This is a genomic window from Paenibacillus sp. B01, assembly GCF_009649995.1.
GTDB classification, from domain to species: Bacteria; Bacillota; Bacilli; order Paenibacillales; family Paenibacillaceae; genus Paenibacillus_O; species Paenibacillus_O pasadenensis.
The window spans coordinates 2,459,346-2,480,717 of record NZ_CP045802.1 but is presented as its reverse complement, the minus strand read 5'-3'; the positions used below and the strand labels follow the sequence as shown (position 1 = coordinate 2,480,717).

Sequence of the window (21,372 nt, the reverse complement as noted above, 5' to 3'; positions counted from 1 at the left end):
CTTGCTTTAATGTCTCGCTTCGCGACTTGCTTTAATGAATCTCGGTTCGACTGGGGCAGTCCTGCGAGAGGTACGTCAGTCGGCGAAGGCGACTGCCATGCCTGCTGCGAAGATGCCTAGCGGCGGCGTCCCTTCACATGCAGCAGGATCAGGATGAGGGCGAAGGCGGTCAGCGCCATCAGCGGAATCGTGATGAAGCCGAGCCAGTTCAAGTAATCCTGGTTGCACGGCACGCCGGACTTGCACGGCACGATGCCCGACAGCGACGGGAACCATTGGAGCAGGTTGTGGTAAAAGGAGATCGCGATGCCGATCCAGGCGAGCGGCAGCGCATAAACGCCAATCTGCCGGTCTCCGCGATAAGCCGCGATGCCGAGCAGCACCGCCAGCGGATACATGAAGATGCGCTGGTACCAGCACAAGTCGCATGGCATGTACCCGGCGACCTCGCTCAGGTAAAGGCTGCCCAGCGTCGCTGCGAGCGCGACGACCCAGGCGCAGTAGAAGCGGTAGCGCTCCCACAGTCCTTGCGGCTCGTCCTCGTCAAAGGAGTCCCGCTCGTCATGCTCGGGGAGCTCCCCTTCGGTGTTCTGTTCGGCCATGAGCCGCCACCCTCCCCATCAAAATTTCGGCGCGTCCGCGGACGGCATGCGCTTTTCGCGAAGCCGATTTCAGGCGCGCTCTTCCGCTCCGCGCATTCCATCCGGCTAAGCGGCTTACTTCTTCTCGTCGAGCTTGGCGTCGATCGCCTTCTTGATGTCGTCATAGCCTTTGAACTGGAGCTGCTCGCCGTCCACGAACAGCGAAGGCGTGCCGCCGACCTTGAGCGTCGACTCGGCCAGCCGGCTCTCCTCGGCGACCTTGTCGGAGCCGACGCCGGCGTTGATGTCGCTCAGCAGCTTGTCGAAGTCGATGTCGAGCTTGGCGTCCTTGGCGATCTGCACGAGCCGCTCGGGCGTCGCCCAGACGGTAGTCTCATCGCCTTGGTTCGCATAGATCGCGTCATTGTAGGCCCAGAACTGCTCCGGGTCCTGCAGGTAGACGGAGTGGGCCGCGACGGCCGCCGTCACCGAATCCTGTCCGAGGAAGGCGTAGTTCGCGAAATACAGCGCGGCCTTGCCGTCGTTGATGTAATCCTGGACGAGCAGCGGCTTGACCTGCTCGGAGAACAGCTTGCAGCTCGGGCACTTGTAGTCGCCGAACTCGACGAGCTTGACCTGCGCGTTCTCGTCGCCGAGGCGCGGCATCTCCCCGTAGTTGAAGGCATGGGGCTTGGACGAATTGTTGATGCCCAGAATGATGACGACGGCGATGAACGCGATGGCGATCGTCAGCCAGATGAGCGCTCCGTTGCCCTTCTTCTGCTTGGCTGGAGGCACGTAGACGTTCTTCTTTTTCTTGCTGCTCTTCGATTGGCTCAAGAGGCGTCCTTCCTTTCGGTCATGATGCTCGTAATCTAGCAGCCTGGCCACCCAGGCACTTACTAAAGTATAGCCAGCTCGCGAGAACAGCGTCAAGCGTCGAAATAACGAATTCCGGGGGAGAAATCGACGATCTCGAGTCGCCGGAACGTCGACGCTGCCGGCTCATCGGCCGGCCGTCTCGCCGGCGTACCAGCTTACGTCGTCCAGCATGATGCGCCCCGCCCCGCCGTCCGCCGATCGGAAGCGCAGCTCCAGACGGTCAAGCGAGTCCGTATCGAGAAGCGGCTCGGCCTCGCGGAAGGCCGACAGCGGCAGCCGAATCGTCACCCGCGCCAGCTCGGCCGGGCGGTCGTACTTGCCCTCGCTGGCGAATCCGTCGAGCCAGGCCGGCCGCAGGAAAGGCTCGTCCTCCACCGCCGCGAGCGCATCGGCGACCGCGACTTCGGCCTCGGCGCCATTTCGGTCGCGCAGCACGACCTGGAGCTGCAGCGCTTGAGGCTCGCAGCCGGCTCCCTCGGAGCAGAGCTCGCGTCCAAGGTTGGCCGCCGTGAAGCTAATCCCTCCGCCGCCTGGATCCGGGGGCTGAGGCAGTCCGGTCAGCCTCAGCCAGCTGCCTTCCGAAGCGGCGCTGCTCCCGGCCGCATCCTCATCGCTGCCCGGCCTTTCAGCGGCTGCCCCAAGAGCTCCCCAGGAGACGACGGCGCCTCGACTGCCTTTGGGCGAGCCGTTGCGGTCGAGCAGCGGCTCGGCGCTCAAGCTGGAGCCATCCGCCGCTTCGGCGCGCACGCCGGAGCCCGCTTGCCGGGCATCCTCCTGCTCGAAGTCGGCGACAGGCAGCTCGTCTGCGTCGGCGTACAGCCGGTACGTCCGGACGCCGGAAACGGCTTCCGGACGGCCTGCTTCCGCCTCGCCCGAAACGCCCTGCTCCTCGGGCCACGCCGCAGCCGCATCCGACTCCGGCAGCAGCCAGGCGCGAGCGGCGGCGTCGCCGCCGAGCACCGCGTCCGCGAACGCCCCGACATACGACGCGGCGAGCAGGCGCTGCCGCTCCCCGCTCAGCATGTCCCGCTGGCGCAGCAGCAGCCCTCCCGGCAGCGAGTTGTCCATCGTGCCCCAGTCCGCGTTGAAGCGGCTGTGGTTCGCATCCTCGATATACACGGCCGCCTTGAAGCGGTCCGAGCCCGGGTCGAGCCGCACGCGGCCGTACTGCCTTTCTCCGTAAAAGACGGTCAGATCCGCATCCCGCGAGCCGTGCAGCGTGAGATAGCTCGCATGCTCCAGCACGGCCCGCTGGCCGTCCTCCTCCGTATCCGTCGGAGCGAGCGCGGCGACGCCGAGCACCGAGCGGGCCAGAGCGGCATCGCCGGGGAACCACTTGCCCGCATCCGCCGCCATCGCGGCCGCCTGCCCGCCGCGCGAATGCCCGATCAGCAGCGTCCGGGACGCGTCGAGCTTGCCGGCGAGCGGTCCGTCCGGCTGGCCGGACAGACGCTTCAGCTCCTCGAGATGGCGCAGCAGCAGCCACGCCCGCAGCTTCATGTCGTCGTCCGGGATGCCCGTCCAGGGCGAGAAGTTCAGGAAGTTCTCGTCGACCGAGACGGCGGCGTAGCCTTTGGAGGCGAGCCGCTCGCCGAGGTAGGCGTAGCCTGCATCCGATCGCTGCTGCGCGATATGGTTGCCGTGCACGATGAGCGCGAGCGGGAACGGCCCGTCTCCGTCCGGCAGCCACATCGTGCCGTTCAGCGGAAACCGATCGGGCTCGAAGCCCCAGTACCACGCCTTCAGCCGGCTCCAATCCGTCAGCAGCGCCGAAGCGTCTGCGGACGAGGTACGAATGTCCGCCTCCGCCGCGAACTCCGCCCGCCGCCCGGTGCCGCTGCCGTAGGTCAAGACGGAGTAGGCGTAGGCGCCGGATCGGCCCGGCAAGTCCGGCGCGATCGCGCTCCCCGCAGCGCCCGCGCCGTCCGCATCGTCCGCCGAGCCGCCGAAGCCCGGCGCCGGCAGCGACAGCAGGAGCGGCAGCACGAGCAGCGCTCCGGCGGAACAGAGCAGCGCGGCCAGCGGCTGCGGCCGGCGAAGGCGAAGCCGCGGCAGCGCGGCGGCAAAAGCTACTCCGCCGACGGCGGCGGCAAGCGAGTAAGCGGCCGCGAGCGGCAGCGCCGCCGTCCAGCGCAGCTCCGCGACGAGCAGCGCGCCCGCCGTGCCGGCGGCAAGCGCCAGCGCGCCGCCCGCGAACCGGCGAGGCAGCGGCAGCCTCATCCAGCACAGCAGCCAGGACAGCGCCCAGGCGGCGATGCCAAGCGCGGCCGTGCCGGCCAGCGTCATCGCCATCAGATCATAGGCGGGACCAAAGCCGAGCGGCAGCCCTTGCGCGCAAGCGGCGCACAGGAACGCGGCCCCGATCCAGACGCCCGCCATCGACCGGAGCCAAAAAGCCGTGTCGCGCTGCCCGGGCGCTTCCTGCGGCAGCAACCGCTTGCGCCACGGCTTCCGATTCGGCTGTCCCGCTCTTCCAAGCGGCCCCCACTCGATTGACACGTCTGCTCGCCTCCTGCTTCTCTCGTTGACTCTTCGATTCTACCAGTATAGCAGACCGGGGAGAAAGAGCTTCGCGATCATGAAAGGCAGGCAAAGGCAGCCACCCCGCCAAATGCAGCCGCAGCATGAAAACAAACCGAGGGTGCCCTAAAAGCCTTGGCTTAGGCTTAGGGACACCCTCTCTGAACCGAGCTCTCGGATGTCTGCAGCCCGATCGATTCGGGCTACAGCCATTGAATTACGCCAGACAGCCCCGCTTGCCCATTCATCTCTGCTCCGCGCGCCGCTTGCCCTTGTCAGCTTCCCTGGCATTGGCGTCGGCCTCGTCGCGAGCCGCCTGCATCTGCTCGAGCGTCTTGGTCTGCAGCCTCGCCGCGCCTTCGTACTCGCGCGTCGGGATGAGATTGCCGGCCGCCAGCCGCTCCTTGGCGGCGGCGATCGCCTCGCCGTACTGCGGCAGCCAGCGCTCGCCGGCGACGAGCATCTCGTCGACGAGCTGCCACACCTCGGGCGGATTGCACACCGCGCCGACGAGCGGATCCATCAGGAACGCCTGGCGCAGCAGCTTGTCGTCGCCGCGCACCGCCGCCTCGACGGCCAGCCGCTGCACGTTCACGCTCGCCTGGCAGACGGCGGCCGGACCGAGCGGCAGGTCGCCGACGACCGGCATCGAGATGCCGTTGCGGTCGACGTAGCCCGGCGCCTCGATGATGCAGTCATCCGGCAAATTCGAGATGACGCCGCGATTGACGACGTTGAAGTGGCCGCGGTACACCCGCCCCGTTTCCAGCGATTCGATGATGTAGCCGCCGTGCTCCTGGCTCCGCTCCGACGCCTCGTACCGCAGCGCAGGCTCCTTCATCCACGCCGGGAACTCCGTCTCGAACCAGAGCCGGCCCTCGGTGCAGACGCGCAGATAGCCTCCGGTCTCCCCGTTGATCCAGCTGTTCAGGTCGATCCAGTCCGGGATCTCCTGCGGACGCTTGCGGTACCAGGGCACGTATTCGCTCAGATGGCCGTTCGATTCCGTGCTGTAATAGCCGAAGCGCCGCAGCATGTCGATCCGCACCTTTTCCGTCCGGGCGAAGTCGGGATGGCGCTCGAACGCCTCCAGCAGGTCGCCGGTGCGGTCGACGCCGCCGGTCTTGACGCTGACGTACCAGGTCTGGTGGTTGATGCCCGCGCAGACGATGTCCACCTCGTCCATCTCCAGCCCGAGCGCCTGCGCGATCTGATGGTGGCCGCCCTGCACGCCGTGGCACAGTCCGATCGTCCGCACGCCTCCGTACGCGTTGCACGCCCAGGTGAGCATCGCCATCGGGTTGGCGTAGTTGAGCAGCAGCGCATCCTCGCGGGCGAATTCGCGGATGTCCTTGCAGATGGCGAGCATCTCGGCGATGCCGCGCTGCCCGTACATGATGCCGCCGGCGCAGAGCGTGTCGCCGACGCACTGGTCGATGCCGTAGCGGAGCGGAATCTCCACGTCGGTGCGGAACGCCTCGAGCCCGCCGACCCGGATCGTGTTGAGGATGTATTTCGCGCCCTTCAGCGCCTCGCGCCGGTCCGTCGTCGCCTGGATCCGGATCGCGAGGCCGTTCTCGTCGATGTCGCGCTGGCAGAGGCTGCGCACCCGCTCCAGATTGTCCGGATCGATGTCGGCGAACGCCACCTCGATTCCCGCGAACTCCGGCACCGACAGCAGATCCCGCAGCAGCCCCCTCGTGAAGCCGATGCTGCCCGCGCCGATAAAAGCAACCTTGAATGACATGTCGCTCTCTCCTCCCTCAATCTCTTGATGGCTCTATGCTAGCCGATATCGGGAAGAAAGCGTTATCGCGGAACGAACCGATTGCTGCGGCTATTGTTCGAAATCCGAACCTTGCCCCGGCGAATAAGCGGAGTCCGGACGGCTGTCCGCCGTCACGGATCGCCGGAACTCGGACGGCGTCATGCCCGTCTGGCGGCGGAACCACGCATGGAAGTAGGCGCGGCTGCCGAGGCCGACGTAATCCCACAGGTCGGACACGGGGATCGAGGAATGCCGGAGCAGCTGCCGCGCCTTTTCCAGCCGGATCGCCGACAGGTAGCCGCCGAGCGTGACGCCCTCCGCCTGCCGGAAAATCCGCTGCAAATAGCCCGGATGCAGGCGGACCGCCGCCGCCACCTGCTCCGCCTGCAGCGGCTGGTCGAGCCGCTCGGCCATATAGCGCTTGGCCTGCTCCACGTAGCCGTCCTGCGGACGCTCGGCCGCATGGGCCGTCTCCAGCCGCGACAGCCGCAGCAGCAGCTGGGCGTGCAGCAGCCTCGACATGGCGCTGCCGCCGATTCCGGATTCGTCGAGCTCCAGCACGAGCTGGCGCAGCGTCTGCAGCGCCCGCTCCCGGCTGTCCCGCAGCACGAGGCTGGGCGCCTTCCTCGACAGCCACTCCGCCAGCGGCGCGTCCGCCTCGGCAAGAGCGGCCGCCTCCGCGAGCGGCGCAGCCGCCGCCACGAAGCGGAACTCCACGTTGAGCATCCGGCATTCCTCGCGGACGAGCAGGCGATGCGGCACGTTCGCGTCGAGCAGCACGAGGTCTCCGCGCTTCAGGCGGCTGGCGGCGCTGCCCGGCTCCATCGGCGTCCCCGGCTCGGTCTCGACGAGGCAGCCTCCCTCCATGACGTACATGATCTCGGTCGCGTCGTGGCGGTGGTAGTCCATCGCGTAGCCTTGCCATTTCTTGAAATAATACGCCGTCACCTCCGGCTCGCAGCCGCCTCGGCGCACGGCCGGATCAAACAGGCTGCCTGTCCGGAACATCGGTGCTCGCCCTCCCTCTCGCCCAGTCTCGCGCCAGCAGGCCGTAGACGGCATGGTCGAGGAACATGCCGTCCGCATGCTCCTCCTCCCGCAGCACGCCCTCGAGCGAGAAGCCGAGGCGCAGCGCGACCGCCCGGCTGCGGCGGTTGTCCGTGCGCGCGCGGATCTCGACGCGGTTCAGGTCCAGCGTCCCGTAGGCGAACGAGAGCATCTCGCCGGCCGCCTGCGCCATCAGTCCCCGTCCCTGCCAGGCGCTGCCGAGCCAGTAGCCGAGCGACGCCTTGCGGTGGCGGAAGTCCAGCTCCTGGAAGCTGATCATGCCCGCCGCGGACGCCCCGTCCAGCAGCACGGCCGACATCGCCTTGCCCTCCTTGTAGCGCTTGCACTCGAAGCGTACATAATCCTTCATGTCCGCCGCGGAGCGGATCTGTCCGACCCAGGGCAGCCATGTCTCCAGCTCGCGCCGATCCTTTTCCAGCGTCCGGTACAGCGCCTTCGCGTCGGCAGGAGCGAGCACCCGCAGCTCGCAGCCGCCTTCCAGCCGGCGATGGAACATCGCCTTCGCCTCCCTGCCCGAAAGCGGGCTCGTTTTTTCCATCATAGCACGCGATTGTCTTTTTTCGAACGGGATCGTGTACAATAGGACTGCATGACGATACGCGAATGGAGGCTGAACCACTTGAGCAAATTGCAGCAGCAAATCGAACGCTACGCCGATCTCATCATCCGGGTCGGAGTTCGCATCCAGCCCGGACAGAAGCTCGCCATCAACGCGACGCTCGACTCGGCCGACCTGGTGCGCGGACTCGTCCGCAAGGCATATGAGGCAGGAGCCTACTCCGTCAAAGTAAACTGGTCCGACGATACGATCGCCCGCACCCGCTATGAGCTCGCTCCGGACGAGGCTTTCCTCGAGGAGCCCAAATGGTACGCCGGCGAAATGACCGAGCTCGGCGAGCAGGGCGGAGCCGCCATCAGCGTCGTCTCCTCCGACCCCGACCTGCTGAAGGGCATCGACAAGCAGCGGATCGTCAACCACCAGAAGACGTACGGCAAAGCGATGGCGGCCTACCGCCAGATGACGCAGTCCGACAAGTTCAGCTGGTGCGTCGTCGCCGCTCCGTCCAAGGCATGGGCGGCCAAGGTATTCCCCGGCTCTACCGAGGAAGAGCAGTACATAAGCCTTTGGAACTCGATCCTCAAAGCCGTCCGCTGCGATCTCGACGATCCGGTGGCGGCGTGGGAGGAGCATATCGCGAGCCTGAACTCCCGCTCCGAGCATCTGAACGCGCGCAAGTACAAAAAGCTCCATTACACCGCGCCGGGAACCGATCTGATGATCGAGCTGCCGGAGGGCCATCTGTGGGTGGCGGCGGACAGCGTCAACGAGGCCGGCATCCCGTTCGTCGCCAACCTGCCGACCGAGGAAGTGTTCACCGCCGCCAAGGCGGACGGCGTGAACGGCTACGTCTCGAGCACCAAGCCGCTCAGCTACGGCGGCACCATCATCGACAACTTCAAGCTGACGTTCGAGAACGGCAGCGTCGTCAAGGCCGAGGCCGAGCGCGGCCTGGAGACGCTCGAAGGGCTGCTTGAGATGGATGCCGGCGCCCGCCGCATCGGCGAAGTGGCGCTCGTGCCGTTCGACTCCCCGATCTCCCGCTCGAACATCCTGTACTACAATACGCTGTTCGACGAGAACGCCTCGAACCATCTGGCGCTCGGCAGCGCATACGCCTTCAACATCGAGGGCGGCAAAGGGCTTTCCCAGGAAGAGCTCGCCGCCCGCGGCCTGAACACGAGCATCACGCATGTCGACTTCATGATCGGCTCCGCCGACATGAACATCGACGGCATCGCCGAGGACGGCAGCGTAGAGCCGATCTTCCGCGCCGGCAACTGGGCGTTCTAAGCCAGGCATCTGCGAGCGCGCCAGCGGATCTGAACAGGCGTCGCCGCATGCAAAAACCCGGGAACAAACGGACCTCGCTCCGTTCGTTCCCGGGTTTTTTATGATTGCGGACGCTTGCGCCTCGCGGCTCAGCCTCGCTGCCGCGCCTTGGCCGAGCTGCGATAGGCGTCGATGGCCTCCTCCAGCTTGTCGCGCCGGATCGGCTTGCTGAGATAGTCGTCCATGCCTGCCGCGAGGCAGGCTTCCCGGTCGCCGCGCAGCGCGTTCGCCGTCACGGCGACGACATACGGCGGGCGCGCGAGCCCCATCGCCCGGATCTCGTCCATCGTCTCGAAGCCGCCGAGCACCGGCATCAGAATATCGAGCAGCAGCAGATCGTAAGGCTCCGGCTCTTGCAGCGCCTCCAGCACCTCGGCGCCGTTCGCGACGACGCGGACGGAATGGCCCGACTTTTCGAGCATCTTGCGGATGACGAGCTGATTGATCTCGTTGTCCTCCGCGACCAGCACGCGCAGCGGACCGTCCGGCTCGGGCGCGGCCATCGCCGCATCCGGCAGGGCGTGCGGCGGCTGATCCCGGGCGGCCTTCGCGGCGAAGCGGAAGCGAGAGCCCTGGCCCGGCTCCGACTCGACCTCGATCGTGCCGCCCATCAGCTCCACCAGCCGGCGGGAGATGGCAAGGCCGAGACCGCTTCCCTCCTCCGTACGAGTCATATAGGTGCCGATGCGGCGGAACGGATGGAACAGCTGCTGCTGCTCCGTCTCCGTAATGCCGATGCCGGTATCGGATACCTCGCATTCGATGAGCCTGGAGCCGCGATCCTCGCCGCCCGCCGAAAAGACCGCCCGTATCTGCCCGCGCTCGGTGAACTTGACGGCATTGCCGATCAGGTTGAGCAGCACCTTGCCGAGCTTTTCGCGATCCCCGAGCAGCTCCGCCGGCACGTCCGCGGCGATCGCTGTTTCAAGCTTGAGCCCTTTTTGGACGACGATCGGCATCTGGATCGCGACGATCTCGTCGAGCAGCTCGGCAAGCCGGAACGGACGCTCCTCCGCCGCCTCGGCGCCGGCCGACTCCAGCCGCGTGTAGTCGAGCGTGTCGTTGACGATATGAAGCAGCGCATGGCTGCTCTTGCGGATCAGCTCGATATAGCGCCGGGCCTCTTCTTCGAGCGGCGTGTCGAGCACCATGCGCGTCAGCCCGAGGATGCCGTTCATCGGATTGCGGATCTCGTGGCTCATCATCGTCAGGAATTCGTTTTTGGCCCGGTTCGTCGCCTCGGCGGCTTCCTTTTCGATGAGCAGCTTCTTCTGCTCGCTCATGTCCTTGGCGATCAGGTAATAGCCCTTGATCGTCCCGTTGATGATGATCGGAGCGATCGAGGCGAGGATCTCCGTCACGCGTCCGCTGCGATGCCGCATGCCGCTGAGCTGCCGCTCGGCTTCCGTGTCCTGGCTCGCCTGGCGAAGGATCGGCCCGATCTCCTCGACGAGCAGATACGGCGAGAAGTCCTTGCCCGCGAGCTCCTCCACCGGCATGCCGAGCAGCCGGCCGGCCTCCTGGTTGTAGTTGATCACTCGCCCCTGCAGATCGAGGGAAATGACCGCGTCGTGATTGTATTTCTTGAGCGAGGTATACCGCTCGACCGATTCCTGCAGCTGAAGCTCGAACCGCTTGCGCTCGGAAACGTCCTCGAGGCTGAGCAGATACCCTCCGCCCGCGCCTTCCTCTCCATCGAGCGCGTAGCCGATGATGCGGAACATGCGGCGCTCGCCGCTTTGGAGCGTCATCTCCTCCTCGCAATCGATCGGCTCCAGCTGACGAATGCGGGCCAGCTCCGCCCTGCAGAGGCTGTCCGCCGGAAAGCAGAGCCTCGCGAGCGCGTCGGCTCCGAGGCCCGTCAGCTCCTGCTCCGTGCAGGCGAAGGTGCGGAGAAAGGCCGGATTGACCGTCATGATGCTCAAGCCGGAATCGAAAAGAAGGAGGGGAACGGGGCTGAGGCTGATGACCGAGGCCAGCATGGCCCGGCTGGGCTGGGCTGGCGTCCGCCCCCCCGCTCCGCTTCGCTGCGCTGCGTTATTTTCCATGATTTGATGTCCACTCCCGGTCCGTCGGTTTGATCTCCCCCTATATTAACCGTATCGGCCGGCTCTCGCACCTCATCTGAAAAAAAAGGCAGGCAAGCCCCCTCAGCCGGCCGGACCGGCCGCCAAGAGCCAGAACTGCTTGGCCTCCTGCCGCAGCAGCGCTTCCGGCGCCGTCACCCGGCCGTCGTCGGGCACGCCCTCGTCGACCGCGCCGCGATACAGCCGGTTGTCCGGATTGGGATCGAAGACGAGGAAGCCCGGCTCCCCTGCCGCCGTCCGCGCCGGCTCGGCCAGCAGGATGAAATGCCCCGCCGACGTGAATCGGCCCGGCTTCATCGAGGCGATGGCCACATCGCCGCGCTGCAGCGCCGCGCGCGCCTCGTCGATGGAGCCCGTCGCTTTGCAGGCGAGGCCGTACTCGCGGCTTGCCGCCGGAAAGAAGCTCCAGGACGTGCCGGAAGCGCGCGTCCGGTGCCCGCCCTTGACGGAAAAGGCCGCCAGCTCCGTCGGCAGCGGCCTGGCTTGCGTCAGGCTCGCGACGGCCATCGCCATGCAGGTCGGACCGCAGCCGGAGCTGCCGATCGTTTCCTTCCCCCCGATCGTGTACGGCACATTTCGCCAGCGCGGGTCCTCCTGGCTGTAATAGATCCGTTCGCGCGAGACGCGCTCCTCGCGGACGGCCGTGGAAGCGAACAGCGCCTCCCAGGTCTGGCGTCCGACGACGCCGGCCGCGCTGCCCGCATTGCCGAGCCGGCTCCGCGTCTTGAAGCGGTTCACCGCATGCAGCGTATTCCGGCCGAAGCAGCCGTCCGCCTTCAGCGGCGCCCCGTCCGCGCCCGAGTAGCCGAGCGCGGACAGCCGCTCTTGGACGAGCCGCACCGCCGCGTTCGGCGCGGCAGCGCTCGCCGCCGACAGCGGTCCCCGGAATTCCGGCGTCGAGCCCGACGCCGTCGCTCCGCTCATGACGACGCTCTCCGCCGCCGGCGGCCGGCGGCGGGATCGAGCCGAGGCTCACGTATGGAATGGCGGCAGGCTCGACGATCCCGCCCGCTTCGGCAGAATCGGCCAGCTCCTGCAGCCGATCCAGCAGCAGCTGCTGGCCGAGCAGCACGTCCTGCAGCATCTCGCAGACGAGCTGCAGCGACGGCTCGAATGGCGTCTGCCCGGTTCGCGCGAGCGTCCTTTCAGCCAGCTCCTCGCTCATCAGCCTCGCGGCGCGGGCCGCGACCTCGAAGCTCGCCGCGACCGGCAGCGAGTCCGCTGCCGGCAGGCGCATCAGATCCCAGTTCTCCGCGCCGGAGCTGCGGATTTCCAGCAGCCCTCCGCCCAGCTCGCCCGCTGCCGCGCCTCCTGCTTGGCGGCCGTTGATGCCCGGCGTCTCGCCCGCTGCCGCCGCGCCCTCTTTGCGGAGCTTGCGCTTCGTGTCATCGCTCACCGGGCTTCACCGCCTTAACGAATAGTTCCGCGTTGCGATCGAGCCCCTGCGTCGCGATCCGCAGCACGCCGGGCTCGCGGCTCGTCACCGTGAACGTCGCGGTGCCGCCGCTGACCTGCACCGGCTGCGTCTGGCCCTGCACCGACACCGGCACGACGCCGCTGAAGCTCTCGTCCAGCCGCGACATCCAATCTCCGACAAGCAGCATGACCCGGATCGGATCCGCGCCGTCCGCGACCAGCTCTCCCTTGTCGGCCGTCAGCAGCGCCGCTGTGCCCGACAGGACGCCGTCCGCATAGCGGGCGAACAGCAGGCCCGGCTGTCCGTACTGCTCCTCCGTCAACGGCACGAGCGAGCTGTGCTCGAACGGCTCCGGATATTCGCAGCGCCCGACGACCCGTCCGTCCGCCGCGATTTGCGCGTAATAGCTAGGCAAATTCGATCACCTCCCAGGAAATGTGGAAGTCCCTTCCTAAGGCGAGCTGGGAAGAGAACAGATAAATTCGGTCATTGAACAGTTGAGCGAATACCCCCGATGAAAAGGACGTGTCATTCTTATGCGTATATAGCGACGAAGTCACCTGCAGGAAGCTTTTCGAGCTGTCGACGCCCGGAAGCGGCACTTCAATGGATATATTGGGGTAGCCGATTGCCGTCGTCCCCCTCAGCACTCGCTTGATTCCCACGCCTTTCCACCCCGTTCCGTCGTTGTACTGCAGCTTGCCGCCCGCGGCGGAAAAATGGATGCCGTCCACCTTGTCGGCGTTGGCTGCGCTCGTGGCATTGCCCGCCCCCGCCGCGTAATCGGCCGTCAGCGCGCGCTGGGCGAGCGTGTTGCTGCCCGCCAGCCGCGAGGTGATCGCGAAGTTGAAATGGACGAGGCCGACTCCGTTGCGCTGCGCGAGCACGAGCCGGTTCCGATGGTCGTAAGGACGTCCGTTTTCCAAATAGACGCCCTTCTGAGCCGCGATCTCGCCTGCCGTCCCAAGCGGCAGATCGATATAAAGATAATCCCACGCGCCGAGCGTGAACGTGCCCCGCGACACCCGGATGTAGCTGCCCGAGGCCGGATTCATGACGATGAGCGTGCCGTCGAGCGTCACCTTGCCCGCCCCGTCGTCGACGATGCCGCCCTCGCTCATGACGACGAGTCCTTGCAGCCGCGCATTTAGCCCCCAGCCGCGCTCGTCGTCGAGCGGGTCGAGATCCCGGTTGCCGTGGCTCGAGCTGAACACGCTCAGGCAGGAGACGGAAGCGGAGCCGTCGGCGGCAGCGGCCGCCTTGACCGTCAGCCGGACATAGCGGCAATCGGCGTTCGCCGAGAACGGCAGGTACGACAGCGGCGAATAGGCCGGCTTGCCGGCATGATCGTAGGTCTTGACCCAGTCGGTCCCGTTCGGACTCGCCTCGACGATGAAGTCCTTCGGCAGCGAGGCGGCGCTCTGGACCGGCCATCCGCCAAAGCTGATCCCTTCCAGCTTGGCGCAAGGCAGGCCGAGATCGACCGTCAGCGACAGCGGATAAACGGAGCCGGCAGGCAGCGCCCAGCGGCCTCCCTCTCCGGCCGCCGCGGAAGACCACGGAGCGGTCGGCAGGCCGATCAGCACGCCGCCCGTCGCGGCGGCGCGTTTGTTTTTGGCGACGTTGGCCGAGCTCGTCTTGACGACGAACCGGTCCAGCGCTTCGATATTTTCATTTTGAGCCGCTCTGCGGACGATGTCCGAGGGCTCGAATGTCTTGAGTCCGCTAGGCAGCTGCGCCATGACGGATCACTTCCCTTCCACAGGATTCCACACCTCAAGCGCGTCCCAGCTGAAGCCGAGCCGCTCCAGCGCGTTCCAGTCCAGTCCGGCCGCGTCCAGCTCTTCCCATCGCAGATAGGTGAACTGGAACTCCAGCAGCAGATGGGCCGGCAAAATCTCGCGCACCGCCGACTTCACGTCCGCCAGGTTCGGCGGCACGCCGCGCTTGCCGATGAACGTGACGACGACCTTCCAGTCGCCGAACTTCTCCTCGACCGAGATCTCGCCGTTCTCGAACGAATCGACGACGCTGCGGATGACGGCGAGCGTCACCGTGCCGGCTCCGCGCAGCCGCGACTTGATCAGCGAGCGCCGCTGGTCGAGCGGCTTGCTGCCGCTTGCGGTGATGCCGCAGGCCTCTTCCCAGCGGGACAAGCCCCATGTCGCCGTCTCGAGGAAAAACTGGCGGAACGCCTCGTCCAGCTGGCCGGAGGCGAACGCCAGCTCCGCCGCCTCGCGCTCGATGATCGCGATCGCGGCGAGCGCATCTTCGTAATACTTGGGCAGCATGCCCATCATCTGCTCCGCCAGGCTATACGTCATACTCGATCTCGACCTTTCCCGCGACCGGCACCATGTCCGCCTCGAGCGCGATGTCGGCGCTGCCGCCGTTCATCGCCAGGCTGACGTAATCGTCGACCTCGTCGATGCCGATCAGGATACCGGCGATGCGGTTGAACGGCACGCGGTCCTTCTTAAAGGCGAGGCCGGCCAGATAGGCGGCCAGCCGCCGCCGGAACTCGGCGACGATCGGCTCGAGCTCCACGCCCGGCACGAAGCGCAGCTGCGCCGCGACGTCGATCTCGATTCCTTTCGCCGGAGCGACCGTCACCTTGGCCCCGATCGGCCTGCGCGCCTCGATCGCTGCCCGCGCCAGATCGACCTTGTCCGGCTTGGCCGGCGTTCCGTCTGGGCCGAGCAGCGACAGCTTGACCGTGCCGCCCCCTTGCCACACCTCGAACACCTTGACGTCGCCGATGCCTTCCACCTCCAGCGCCCACTGGCGGTAATGGCCGGCGTTGCCGCTCGTGGCTGGCGTGCGGACGCGGTCATAGTACCGCTGCAGCAGCGACGCGTCGCTCTCTTCATCCGCCCCGCCGGCGAACGCCTTCGGATTGCTGACGGCGACGATGCCGGCCAGATCGCCCAGCACGCGGCTGATCGAGCCCGGCTGCACGTTGCCGGCCGCGCCCGGCTCCGAGGAGACCGCGCGGACGAGGATCTGCTTGCCTTCCCCGATGGTCGCCGCCTCGCGGGTCGCGAACGAGACCGTCCCGTCCGGCAGCGAGGCGATCGTTCCCTCGCGGATGCGGGTGCCCGCGGCTCCGGCGAACAGCAGCTCGCCGGAGCTTTTCGTGCCGGGCTTGCGCGCCAGTCCCATCTCGGCGGCGCGCAGATCGAGATACGGACCCGGCTGCTGCGGTCCGGCGAACCCCCAGTCCAGCGTCTGGCCGAGCCGAATGTAGAGCTGGGCCAGCTCGATCGCCGCCGGCGACAGCATGTCGTGGACGACCGACCCCGGCCGGCGGTCGAGCTCCGGCGGCACGGCCGCCAGCATCCGCTCCAGAATCGCTTGCTTCGTATGCTGCTCAAACAAGCAGCGTCACCTCCTGCTGCAATAATCCGTCCTTGTGGACGACCGCGAAGCGGGCGCTCAGCCGGTCTCCCTGGCTGTCCAGGGCAAAATCCACCACGTCCAGCACCCGGTCGTCCGCGAGCAGCGCTTCCCGGATGACGCGCGGAACCTCGCTGCGCATCAGCTCCGGCGTCAAGTCCTCGCCGATCAGGCGCTCGAGCTCGGAGCCGTAGCTCCAGTCGCAGGCGAGATAGCGGAAGCGCGCCGTCCGCAGCGCCTTCTCGACCGCCTGACGCAGCGCCTCCTCCCCGTCGATCAGCCGGTTCTCGAGCTGTCCGCCAGCGAAGTCGAGCGCGTACGTCCGGGACGGACGCGGCGCCGGCGGCGCGGCGGATGCGGCCGAGCTTCGCGGCTTCAGCGGCGACAGCGCCATCAGTACGTCACCGCCCGATCGAGGACGAGGTACAGCTGGCCCTGCTGCACGCCGGCGACGATGACGCGCTCGCCCGGCTTGAGCTCGTCGATGTAGGTGAGCTCGGCGTCCGAAAGCGCGAAGTCGCCCGCTTGCATCTCCAATTTCTGCGTCGTAATCGTAAGCGTCCCTCCCGATGTCACCAGCGTTGCCGAGGAGGGCGACAAGCCCGCGCTTGCGCTCATGACTTTCTCCGCGTCCACCTTTACCTTGCGCATGTGGCTCGTCAGCCTCTCGGCGACGACGAGATCGTCCTTCTCCAGCACCAGCTCCGTATGGTCGAGCCGGATCTTCAGCTCGGGAGGCTCCGCGACGACGGTGCCGAGCTCGATCGTCGTATCCGCGTTCCAGCCGATGCTCCGCATGAGCTGCACGAGCTGGCTCGCGCCCGAACCTTCTGCTCTGTCCATGCTGCTTCCCTCCTGTCCGTTGTACGGCGCGTCTTCATCCTCAGTCCGCTTCCTCCATCGCTGTCAGCGTCAGCGCCATGCGATGCGCGCCGCCCTCGTACGAATGCTCGTCGGCGGTGATCGCATACCGGCCGACGATGCCGCTCAGCCGCTCCTCGACCTTGACGACCGCGCCCGAGACCGCTTCCTCGATGCCGAGCGCCTCGATTCTGGCCTCGTCGGCAAACGTCGCCAGCTGCCGCAGCAGCTCGTCGGCCTGCTGCTGCATCATCGAGCGGCTCATCGCCGCGCTCGGCTTGACGAAATGCTGCATGACGCCGAACCGCTCCGCGAGCTCGGCGCTGCGGACGACGACGGCCTGCTCCGTGCGCTGCGGGTCGAGGCCCATCACCTTCACCTGCGTCTTCATCTCCTCCATCGACTGCGAGCAGGACGCCGACAGCAAATTCCGCCCCGCCTCGATGCGCCACGGCACGAGCTGCGCGCTGCGCTCCCGCAGCTCGACCCGGCCTTCCCGCGAGCCAAGCTCGAACCGGCGTCCGTTCTGCTCTTCCGTCATCTCGAGCGCCTTCGTCATCATCTCGTACAGCGTCTTGTCGCGCTGGATCAGCTTCGGAATGACGAAGCCGGTCGAGGCGAGCTCGCCGACAGGCACGCCGAACTCGCCGCACAGCTGGCGGATGATGCCGTCCGCGGTCATGCGGCGGAACAGACGCGAGTCCTTCGTTTTGGTCAGGTAGATGTTCTCGTCGTACGCCGTCGCCGACATGCGGCCGCCGGAGTCGATCGAGTCCGCGAACACGACGCCGCGAAAAAGCTCCGCGCCCGACTCGCCCGCGAGCCGCAGCTCGCCGCCCTTGTCGATCTCAGCCAGCCGGCTGCGGCCGTCGGCCGTGTTGACCAGCTCGACGACGAGCTTGCGCGCCGCCTGCTTGACATCGCCCGACCAGCGGATCGACATGCACATCGCGCTCAGATCCAGCTCCTCGCCGCCGCGCCGCACATGCGTCAGCGTCCAGCTCATGCCGGCACCGCCAGCTTGAGCCCGACCTTCAGCCGGTTCGGATCCTTGCCGATGGCGGCCTGGTTGGCCGCATGCAGCTCCCGCCAGCGGTCGCCGTCGCCCCAGATCCGCTGGGCGATCTTCCACAGGCTGTCGCCGGCGACGACGACATAGAACGCCGGCGGCGTGGGCGAGCCGTCCTTGCGCTCCTGCTCTGCGGCCGGCTCCGCCTGCACCGGGCGGTACTGCTTGAGCGCGAGCTCATAATAGAGGTCGCCGGGGCTGCCGGCCCGCTCCTCGTAGGAGAACGAGCGGATCGTCGTCGGCACGCCCTCGACCGTCGTGCCCGTGATGTCGAACGTCACCGGCTTGCGGGCCCGCATCCAGCCCTCCACGAGCTGGACGCAGCTCCAGGGCGGCTCGAACTCCATATGCTCGCAGTAGCCAGGATGATAGTCGCGGGGGAAAAAGGAGGAGATCGCAAACTCGCTGAGGCCCGCTTCGCCGAATACGGTACGCTCGCCGAGCGCCACGACCGAGAGGTCCTGGTAGCCCTGCGACAGCTTCACCGACAGGACGGCCGGATTGACCGGCAGCCGCAGCCGCTTGCCTCCGCCGTCCGGCGTCAGCCAAAATTGCATGCCGCTCATCCCATCAGCCCTCCCGCGGCGCGGATTTCACGCGCGAGCGCGCGGGCGATGCCGTCGATGTCGCTTTCCTGGCGGACGTGGAACGTATTGCCCGTCACCGTCACCGCCAGCCCGGCGGCTCCTCCTCCGGACAGCTCGCGGTTCTCCTGCGCGCTCAGCACGCGCTCGCCCTTGTGCAGGCGCGCGACCATGCCGTCGTACGGCACGTAGCCGAGGCCATGGTAATGGCCGGGCAGGGCGGCCGCGCCGGCAGGTCCGGCGGCCGCCACCGTGACGGTCGCGTCCTCCCCGAGGCCGAGGAAGCCTTTGACCTTGTTCCACTTTTCCAGAATGCCGCCGACAAAGTCGTTGAAATACTTCTTGATGTCATCGAAATGATACTTGAACAGATAGGCCAGTCCTGCGACCGCCGCTCCGACGAGCAGCACGGGAGCGAGGATCGCCAGGATCGGCGCCGCCACCGCCCAGGCGGCCGCGGCCGAAGCGAGCAGCGACGGCGCGAAGACGCCGATGAGAATCCCGGCCATGACAGCCGCCGAGATGCCGAGAATATCCGCGTTGCGCGCGAACACCTCCATGACGGTGACGATGCCTTCGCCAAGCGGCAGCAGCGCCTCGCCGAGCGGCGCCAGCGCGATCGTGACCCGGTTCTGCAGCGCGCCCCAGCCGTCGCCGAAGCTTTGCAGCTGCTGCGACTGCGCCGAGATGCTGCCGCTCGCCTCGCTCATCGAGCCGAGCATGCCTTTGAAGCCGTCGGTGCTGCCGCGCAGCGCCAGCGCCAGGTCGATGCCGGCCTCTTGGCCGAATACGCCGATCGCCAGTTTGGCCGCTTCGGCGATCGACTCCGCTTGCCGGATCTGCGAGGCGATGATTTCGAAGCCTCCCTCCGGCAGCTGCATCGTTCCGCCTTCCACTTTTTTCAGCACATCCTGGATCGGATTGATGCCTGCCTTTTGCCACTTGGCCATCAGCGCCGTCGAGGCATCGAGTCCGAGCTCCATCTCCTGGAACGAGCCGGCCGAATCGCTCACGCCCTTCATCAGGGCGGCCATATCGGTCTTTCCGGCCCGGCTCGCGGCGAAAAACCTGTCGAGCGTCCCTGAGCTGTCGCCAAGCTTGACGTCCCAACTGTTCATGATGCCGGCCAGCGACTCCGCCATGGCGGCGCTGTCCCCTCCTGTCAGCCGAGACGCGTCCAGCAGCGTCTTGGACGTCTTCTCCAGTCCGGCGCCCGTGAGCGGCAAGCTGCCGCGCAGCGTGCCCATCGCCTTGGCGACTTCGTCCAGGTTTTGCGGCACTTGCGATCCGACCTTGCGGAAAGACTCCAGCAGCTCCCCCATCTGCTCGCCAGGCACTCCGGCGGACGCCCGCAGGATCGAAGAAGCCTTGCCGAATGTTTCGGCCGCCTCCAGCGATTTCGTTCCGACCGCGACAATCGCGCCTCCGGCCATCGCTGCCGCCGCCGCTCCATGCTCCTTGACCAAACCCTTGTGCTGCTCGTACACGCCCCTCCCCTTCTCGCGAAGCCCTTGAGCATACGACTTGACCGCCGTCACGCCGCGATTTTTGTAGCCCGCCCAGCGCTCGCGCATCGGCCGGCTATGCTCGGCCAAATACGCTCTTGCCGGAGCCGCCGCCTGCGAGACAGCGTCCTTCGCCTTGCCCCATCCTTCCCGGACCGGCTTCGTCGAGTCCATCCATTTCTGGCCTGCCCAGCTCCTGGCTCTGCCTCCCAGCGCCTTCGCGCCTCCCCACCCCGACTTCATCATGCCGGTCAGCGGAGCGATCGACCTTTCCTTGAACGCGAAGCGGATGCCTCCCTTGACGATGCTTTTCGACGCCCTCGCCGAGGCATTGCCGACCGCCTTCGCGGCATTGCCGACCGCCTTCGCCGATGCGCTTCCCGCGGCTCTCACGACATTGCCGGCGGCATTTGCGGCTTTGGCCGTGCCTGCCGCGGCTTCCCTTCCGAGCGCCTTGATCTGATCGCCCGCATCCTTCCGGACTTTTCTCATCTGTTCGAGGAAATCCTTGGCCTGCTTCTGCTTCTCTGCTATGCTCCGCCCGGCCGCTCCCAACGGGTCCAACTTGGACAGCTGCTCCATCTGACGGCGAATCTTATCCATCAGCCGCGAGAACTGCTCCAGCGCGGCGTTCTGGGACGGTCCGGGCGCAGCGCCTCCTGTGCTCATATCCGCCCGCGCCTCCTTTCGATCGACCGAATCCTACCTGCGGGCGGCCGCCCGCTCGCTCGCCTTCCGCGCCTTCTCCTCTTCCTCCAGCTGCAGCATCATCGAGGCGTACATGAAGCGCTTGAAGCGCTCCTCCTTGTTGTACACCTCGTCCGGCGCGATGCCGTGGCGCTGGAAGATCAGATGGAGCAGGAAGGGCTCGCCGCCCGCCCGGATCAGTTTTTTACTTCTTCCTCGTCGCTGTCGAAGCCGCTGATCTCCAATATCTCGGAGGAAAGCCTCGCGATCTCGCCCGCCAGCAGCAGCCCCATGATCGCGTCGGCCGGAGTGCCGTATTTTTCCGTCAGCTCGCGCGCGGTCCAGTCCGGCACGACGCATGACTTTTGGATGACGAGGGCGCCGAACTGCTCCTCGTCGAGGATTTTCTCCCGCTTGCTGCCTTTGCCCGCGAAGTGCGTGCACTGCTCCTGGATGCGGCTGATCGTCTTGCCGTCGAGCGCCTGGATCGTGAAGTCCACGCCCAACCTCTTCATCGGGATGTCCTTCTGCGGCCTCGTGTCGGCGCTCAGCAGCGCGTGCAGGACGGCCGTCTGGCGGTTGTCGCTCATGAACGTCTCACCTCCGTTATTCATCTAGGCTTCTTCCGCGGCGAGCTTGTCGAGCAGCTCGTAGCCGGTGAAGCTGAACGGCAGCTCCTCCTCGACGAGCGACCCGACCTCGTAGTGCAGCAGCGGGATCTTGTCGAACGTCACGCCCTTCAAGCGGACGCGGTAAGCGCCGTACGACTCGGGATCCTCCAGCTTGAGGATCAGCTCCGTGATGAAGCTGCCCTTCTTGTCGTCGGCGATCGAGCCGATCAGCTCCACGAACTCGGACGTCACCTTGTAGCCGCTGATCGTGCCGGTGCCGCTCAGTCCGGTCACCTTGTGGGCGGTCCAGCGCGTTCCGGCGCGCTTCACTTCTTCCTTGGAGATCTCCACGTTCGCTTCCGCGGACTTGATGTTCGTCAGCCACTTGCTGTCATGGTACACGTAGCCGTAAGCGCCGTTGATGACGCGTGTCGGATCCAGCATT

At 66.7% G+C, this 21,372-nt stretch carries 20 protein-coding genes; 1 reads left to right on the top strand and 19 read right to left on the bottom strand.

All coding sequences use genetic code 11. The features are described 5' to 3' along the window. Positions 1–116: 116 nt before the first annotated feature. The 6 genes from GE073_RS10590 to GE073_RS10565 form a co-directional block, all read right to left on the bottom strand. Positions 117–602: a disulfide oxidoreductase gene (locus GE073_RS10590; RefSeq protein WP_153783440.1), complete on the bottom strand. Its 486-nt coding sequence runs from the start codon at positions 600–602 to the stop codon at positions 117–119. 114 nt (positions 603–716) lie between these two features. Next, the gene (locus tag GE073_RS10585; RefSeq protein WP_028599630.1) at positions 717–1,421 is read right to left on the bottom strand and encodes a DsbA family protein; all 705 of its coding nucleotides are present in this window, start codon (positions 1,419–1,421) and stop codon (positions 717–719) included. Between the two features lie 165 nt (positions 1,422–1,586). Beyond that, entirely contained in the window at positions 1,587–3,962 is a 2,376-nt protein-coding gene (locus tag GE073_RS10580) for an alpha/beta hydrolase (protein WP_153783439.1), read from the bottom strand. 265 nt (positions 3,963–4,227) lie between these two features. Continuing rightward, entirely contained in the window at positions 4,228–5,730 is a 1,503-nt protein-coding gene (locus tag GE073_RS10575) for an alpha-glucosidase/alpha-galactosidase (RefSeq protein ID WP_153783438.1), read from the bottom strand. 90 nt (positions 5,731–5,820) lie between these two features. Beyond that, on the bottom strand, positions 5,821–6,759 hold the full coding sequence (locus GE073_RS10570; protein WP_194843346.1) for an AraC family transcriptional regulator: 939 nt from the start codon (positions 6,757–6,759) through the stop codon (positions 5,821–5,823). Continuing rightward, positions 6,734–7,315 carry a GNAT family N-acetyltransferase gene (locus GE073_RS10565; RefSeq protein WP_228551426.1) on the bottom strand — a complete coding sequence of 194 codons (582 nt, stop codon included), beginning with the start codon at positions 7,313–7,315 and terminating at the stop codon, positions 6,734–6,736. The genes GE073_RS10570 and GE073_RS10565 overlap by 26 nt, the downstream gene beginning before the upstream one ends. 123 nt (positions 7,316–7,438) lie before the next feature. On the opposite strand from GE073_RS10565, the gene GE073_RS10560 reads away from it, so the two are divergent. Continuing rightward, the gene (locus tag GE073_RS10560; RefSeq protein ID WP_153783435.1) at positions 7,439–8,671 is read left to right on the top strand and encodes an aminopeptidase; all 1,233 of its coding nucleotides are present in this window, start codon (positions 7,439–7,441) and stop codon (positions 8,669–8,671) included. Between the two features lie 128 nt (positions 8,672–8,799). On the opposite strand, the gene GE073_RS10555 is transcribed toward GE073_RS10560, so the two are convergent. The 13 genes from GE073_RS10555 to GE073_RS10490 all read right to left on the bottom strand — a co-directional run bounded on the left by GE073_RS10555 (position 8,800) and on the right by GE073_RS10490 (position 21,371). Continuing rightward, positions 8,800–10,758: a PAS domain-containing hybrid sensor histidine kinase/response regulator gene (locus tag GE073_RS10555; protein WP_153783434.1), complete on the bottom strand. Its 1,959-nt coding sequence runs from the start codon at positions 10,756–10,758 to the stop codon at positions 8,800–8,802. Between the two features lie 102 nt (positions 10,759–10,860). Further along, positions 10,861–11,721 (bottom strand): C39 family peptidase, encoded by an 861-nt coding sequence (locus GE073_RS10550; RefSeq protein WP_153783433.1) that lies wholly within the window; start codon positions 11,719–11,721, stop codon positions 10,861–10,863. 461 nt (positions 11,722–12,182) lie between these two features. Beyond that, positions 12,183–12,629 carry a hypothetical protein gene (locus GE073_RS10545; protein WP_153783432.1) on the bottom strand — a complete coding sequence of 149 codons (447 nt, stop codon included), beginning with the start codon at positions 12,627–12,629 and terminating at the stop codon, positions 12,183–12,185. Continuing rightward, positions 12,622–13,956, bottom strand: a complete 1,335-nt coding sequence (locus GE073_RS10540) for a discoidin domain-containing protein (RefSeq protein ID WP_153783431.1) — start codon at positions 13,954–13,956, stop codon at positions 12,622–12,624. The genes GE073_RS10545 and GE073_RS10540 overlap by 8 nt, the downstream gene beginning before the upstream one ends. Positions 13,957–13,962: 6 nt before the next feature. Continuing rightward, positions 13,963–14,538, bottom strand: a complete 576-nt coding sequence (locus GE073_RS10535; protein WP_153783430.1) for a putative phage tail protein — start codon at positions 14,536–14,538, stop codon at positions 13,963–13,965. Next, complete coding sequence (locus GE073_RS10530; RefSeq protein WP_153783429.1) at positions 14,528–15,592, bottom strand: baseplate J/gp47 family protein; 1,065 nt, start codon at positions 15,590–15,592, stop codon at positions 14,528–14,530. Before GE073_RS10530 ends, GE073_RS10535 begins: the two co-directional genes overlap by 11 nt. Beyond that, entirely contained in the window at positions 15,585–16,004 is a 420-nt protein-coding gene (locus GE073_RS10525) for a DUF2634 domain-containing protein (RefSeq protein ID WP_153783428.1), read from the bottom strand. The genes GE073_RS10530 and GE073_RS10525 overlap by 8 nt, the downstream gene beginning before the upstream one ends. After that, entirely contained in the window at positions 16,004–16,453 is a 450-nt protein-coding gene (locus GE073_RS10520; RefSeq protein WP_153783427.1) for a DUF2577 domain-containing protein, read from the bottom strand. The genes GE073_RS10525 and GE073_RS10520 overlap by 1 nt, the downstream gene beginning before the upstream one ends. Before the next feature lie 40 nt (positions 16,454–16,493). Further along, complete coding sequence (locus GE073_RS10515) at positions 16,494–17,477, bottom strand: XkdQ/YqbQ family protein (protein ID WP_043111536.1); 984 nt, start codon at positions 17,475–17,477, stop codon at positions 16,494–16,496. Beyond that, entirely contained in the window at positions 17,474–18,106 is a 633-nt protein-coding gene (locus tag GE073_RS10510; RefSeq protein ID WP_028599619.1) for a LysM peptidoglycan-binding domain-containing protein, read from the bottom strand. The genes GE073_RS10515 and GE073_RS10510 overlap by 4 nt, the downstream gene beginning before the upstream one ends. After that, the gene (locus tag GE073_RS10505) at positions 18,103–20,298 is read right to left on the bottom strand and encodes a phage tail tape measure protein (RefSeq protein ID WP_028599618.1); all 2,196 of its coding nucleotides are present in this window, start codon (positions 20,296–20,298) and stop codon (positions 18,103–18,105) included. The genes GE073_RS10510 and GE073_RS10505 overlap by 4 nt, the downstream gene beginning before the upstream one ends. 215 nt (positions 20,299–20,513) lie before the next feature. Beyond that, positions 20,514–20,930 carry a phage tail assembly chaperone gene (locus tag GE073_RS10495; protein ID WP_052333400.1) on the bottom strand — a complete coding sequence of 139 codons (417 nt, stop codon included), beginning with the start codon at positions 20,928–20,930 and terminating at the stop codon, positions 20,514–20,516. Then, entirely contained in the window at positions 20,931–21,371 is a 441-nt protein-coding gene (locus GE073_RS10490; protein WP_028599616.1) for a phage tail tube protein, read from the bottom strand. Between the last annotated feature and the right edge of the window lies 1 nt (position 21,372).

Excerpts from the sequence above, each read along its gene's own strand:
- GE073_RS10495 (WP_052333400.1), bottom strand. The coding sequence starts at position 20,930 with ATGAATAACGGAGGTGAGACGTTCATGAGCGACAACCGCCAGACGGCC.
- GE073_RS10490 (WP_028599616.1), bottom strand. The coding sequence starts at position 21,371 with ATGCTGGATCCGACACGCGTCATCAACGGCGCTTACGGCTACGTGTAC.
- GE073_RS10575 (WP_153783438.1), bottom strand. The coding sequence starts at position 5,730 with ATGTCATTCAAGGTTGCTTTTATCGGCGCGGGCAGCATCGGCTTCACG.
- GE073_RS10550 (WP_153783433.1), bottom strand. The coding sequence starts at position 11,721 with ATGAGCGGAGCGACGGCGTCGGGCTCGACGCCGGAATTCCGGGGACCG.
- GE073_RS10520 (WP_153783427.1), bottom strand. The coding sequence starts at position 16,453 with ATGGACAGAGCAGAAGGTTCGGGCGCGAGCCAGCTCGTGCAGCTCATG.
- GE073_RS10515 (WP_043111536.1), bottom strand. The coding sequence starts at position 17,477 with ATGAGCTGGACGCTGACGCATGTGCGGCGCGGCGGCGAGGAGCTGGAT.
- GE073_RS10535 (WP_153783430.1), bottom strand. The coding sequence starts at position 14,538 with ATGACGTATAGCCTGGCGGAGCAGATGATGGGCATGCTGCCCAAGTAT.
- GE073_RS10525 (WP_153783428.1), bottom strand. The coding sequence starts at position 16,004 with ATGGCGCTGTCGCCGCTGAAGCCGCGAAGCTCGGCCGCATCCGCCGCG.
- GE073_RS10565 (WP_228551426.1), bottom strand. The coding sequence starts at position 7,315 with ATGTTCCATCGCCGGCTGGAAGGCGGCTGCGAGCTGCGGGTGCTCGCT.
- GE073_RS10555 (WP_153783434.1), bottom strand. The coding sequence starts at position 10,758 with ATGGAAAATAACGCAGCGCAGCGAAGCGGAGCGGGGGGGCGGACGCCA.
- GE073_RS10590 (WP_153783440.1), bottom strand. The coding sequence starts at position 602 with ATGGCCGAACAGAACACCGAAGGGGAGCTCCCCGAGCATGACGAGCGG.
- GE073_RS10570 (WP_194843346.1), bottom strand. The coding sequence starts at position 6,759 with ATGTTCCGGACAGGCAGCCTGTTTGATCCGGCCGTGCGCCGAGGCGGC.
- GE073_RS10505 (WP_028599618.1), bottom strand. The coding sequence starts at position 20,298 with ATGAGCACAGGAGGCGCTGCGCCCGGACCGTCCCAGAACGCCGCGCTG.
- GE073_RS10510 (WP_028599619.1), bottom strand. The coding sequence starts at position 18,106 with ATGAGCGGCATGCAATTTTGGCTGACGCCGGACGGCGGAGGCAAGCGG.
- GE073_RS10540 (WP_153783431.1), bottom strand. The coding sequence starts at position 13,956 with ATGGCGCAGCTGCCTAGCGGACTCAAGACATTCGAGCCCTCGGACATC.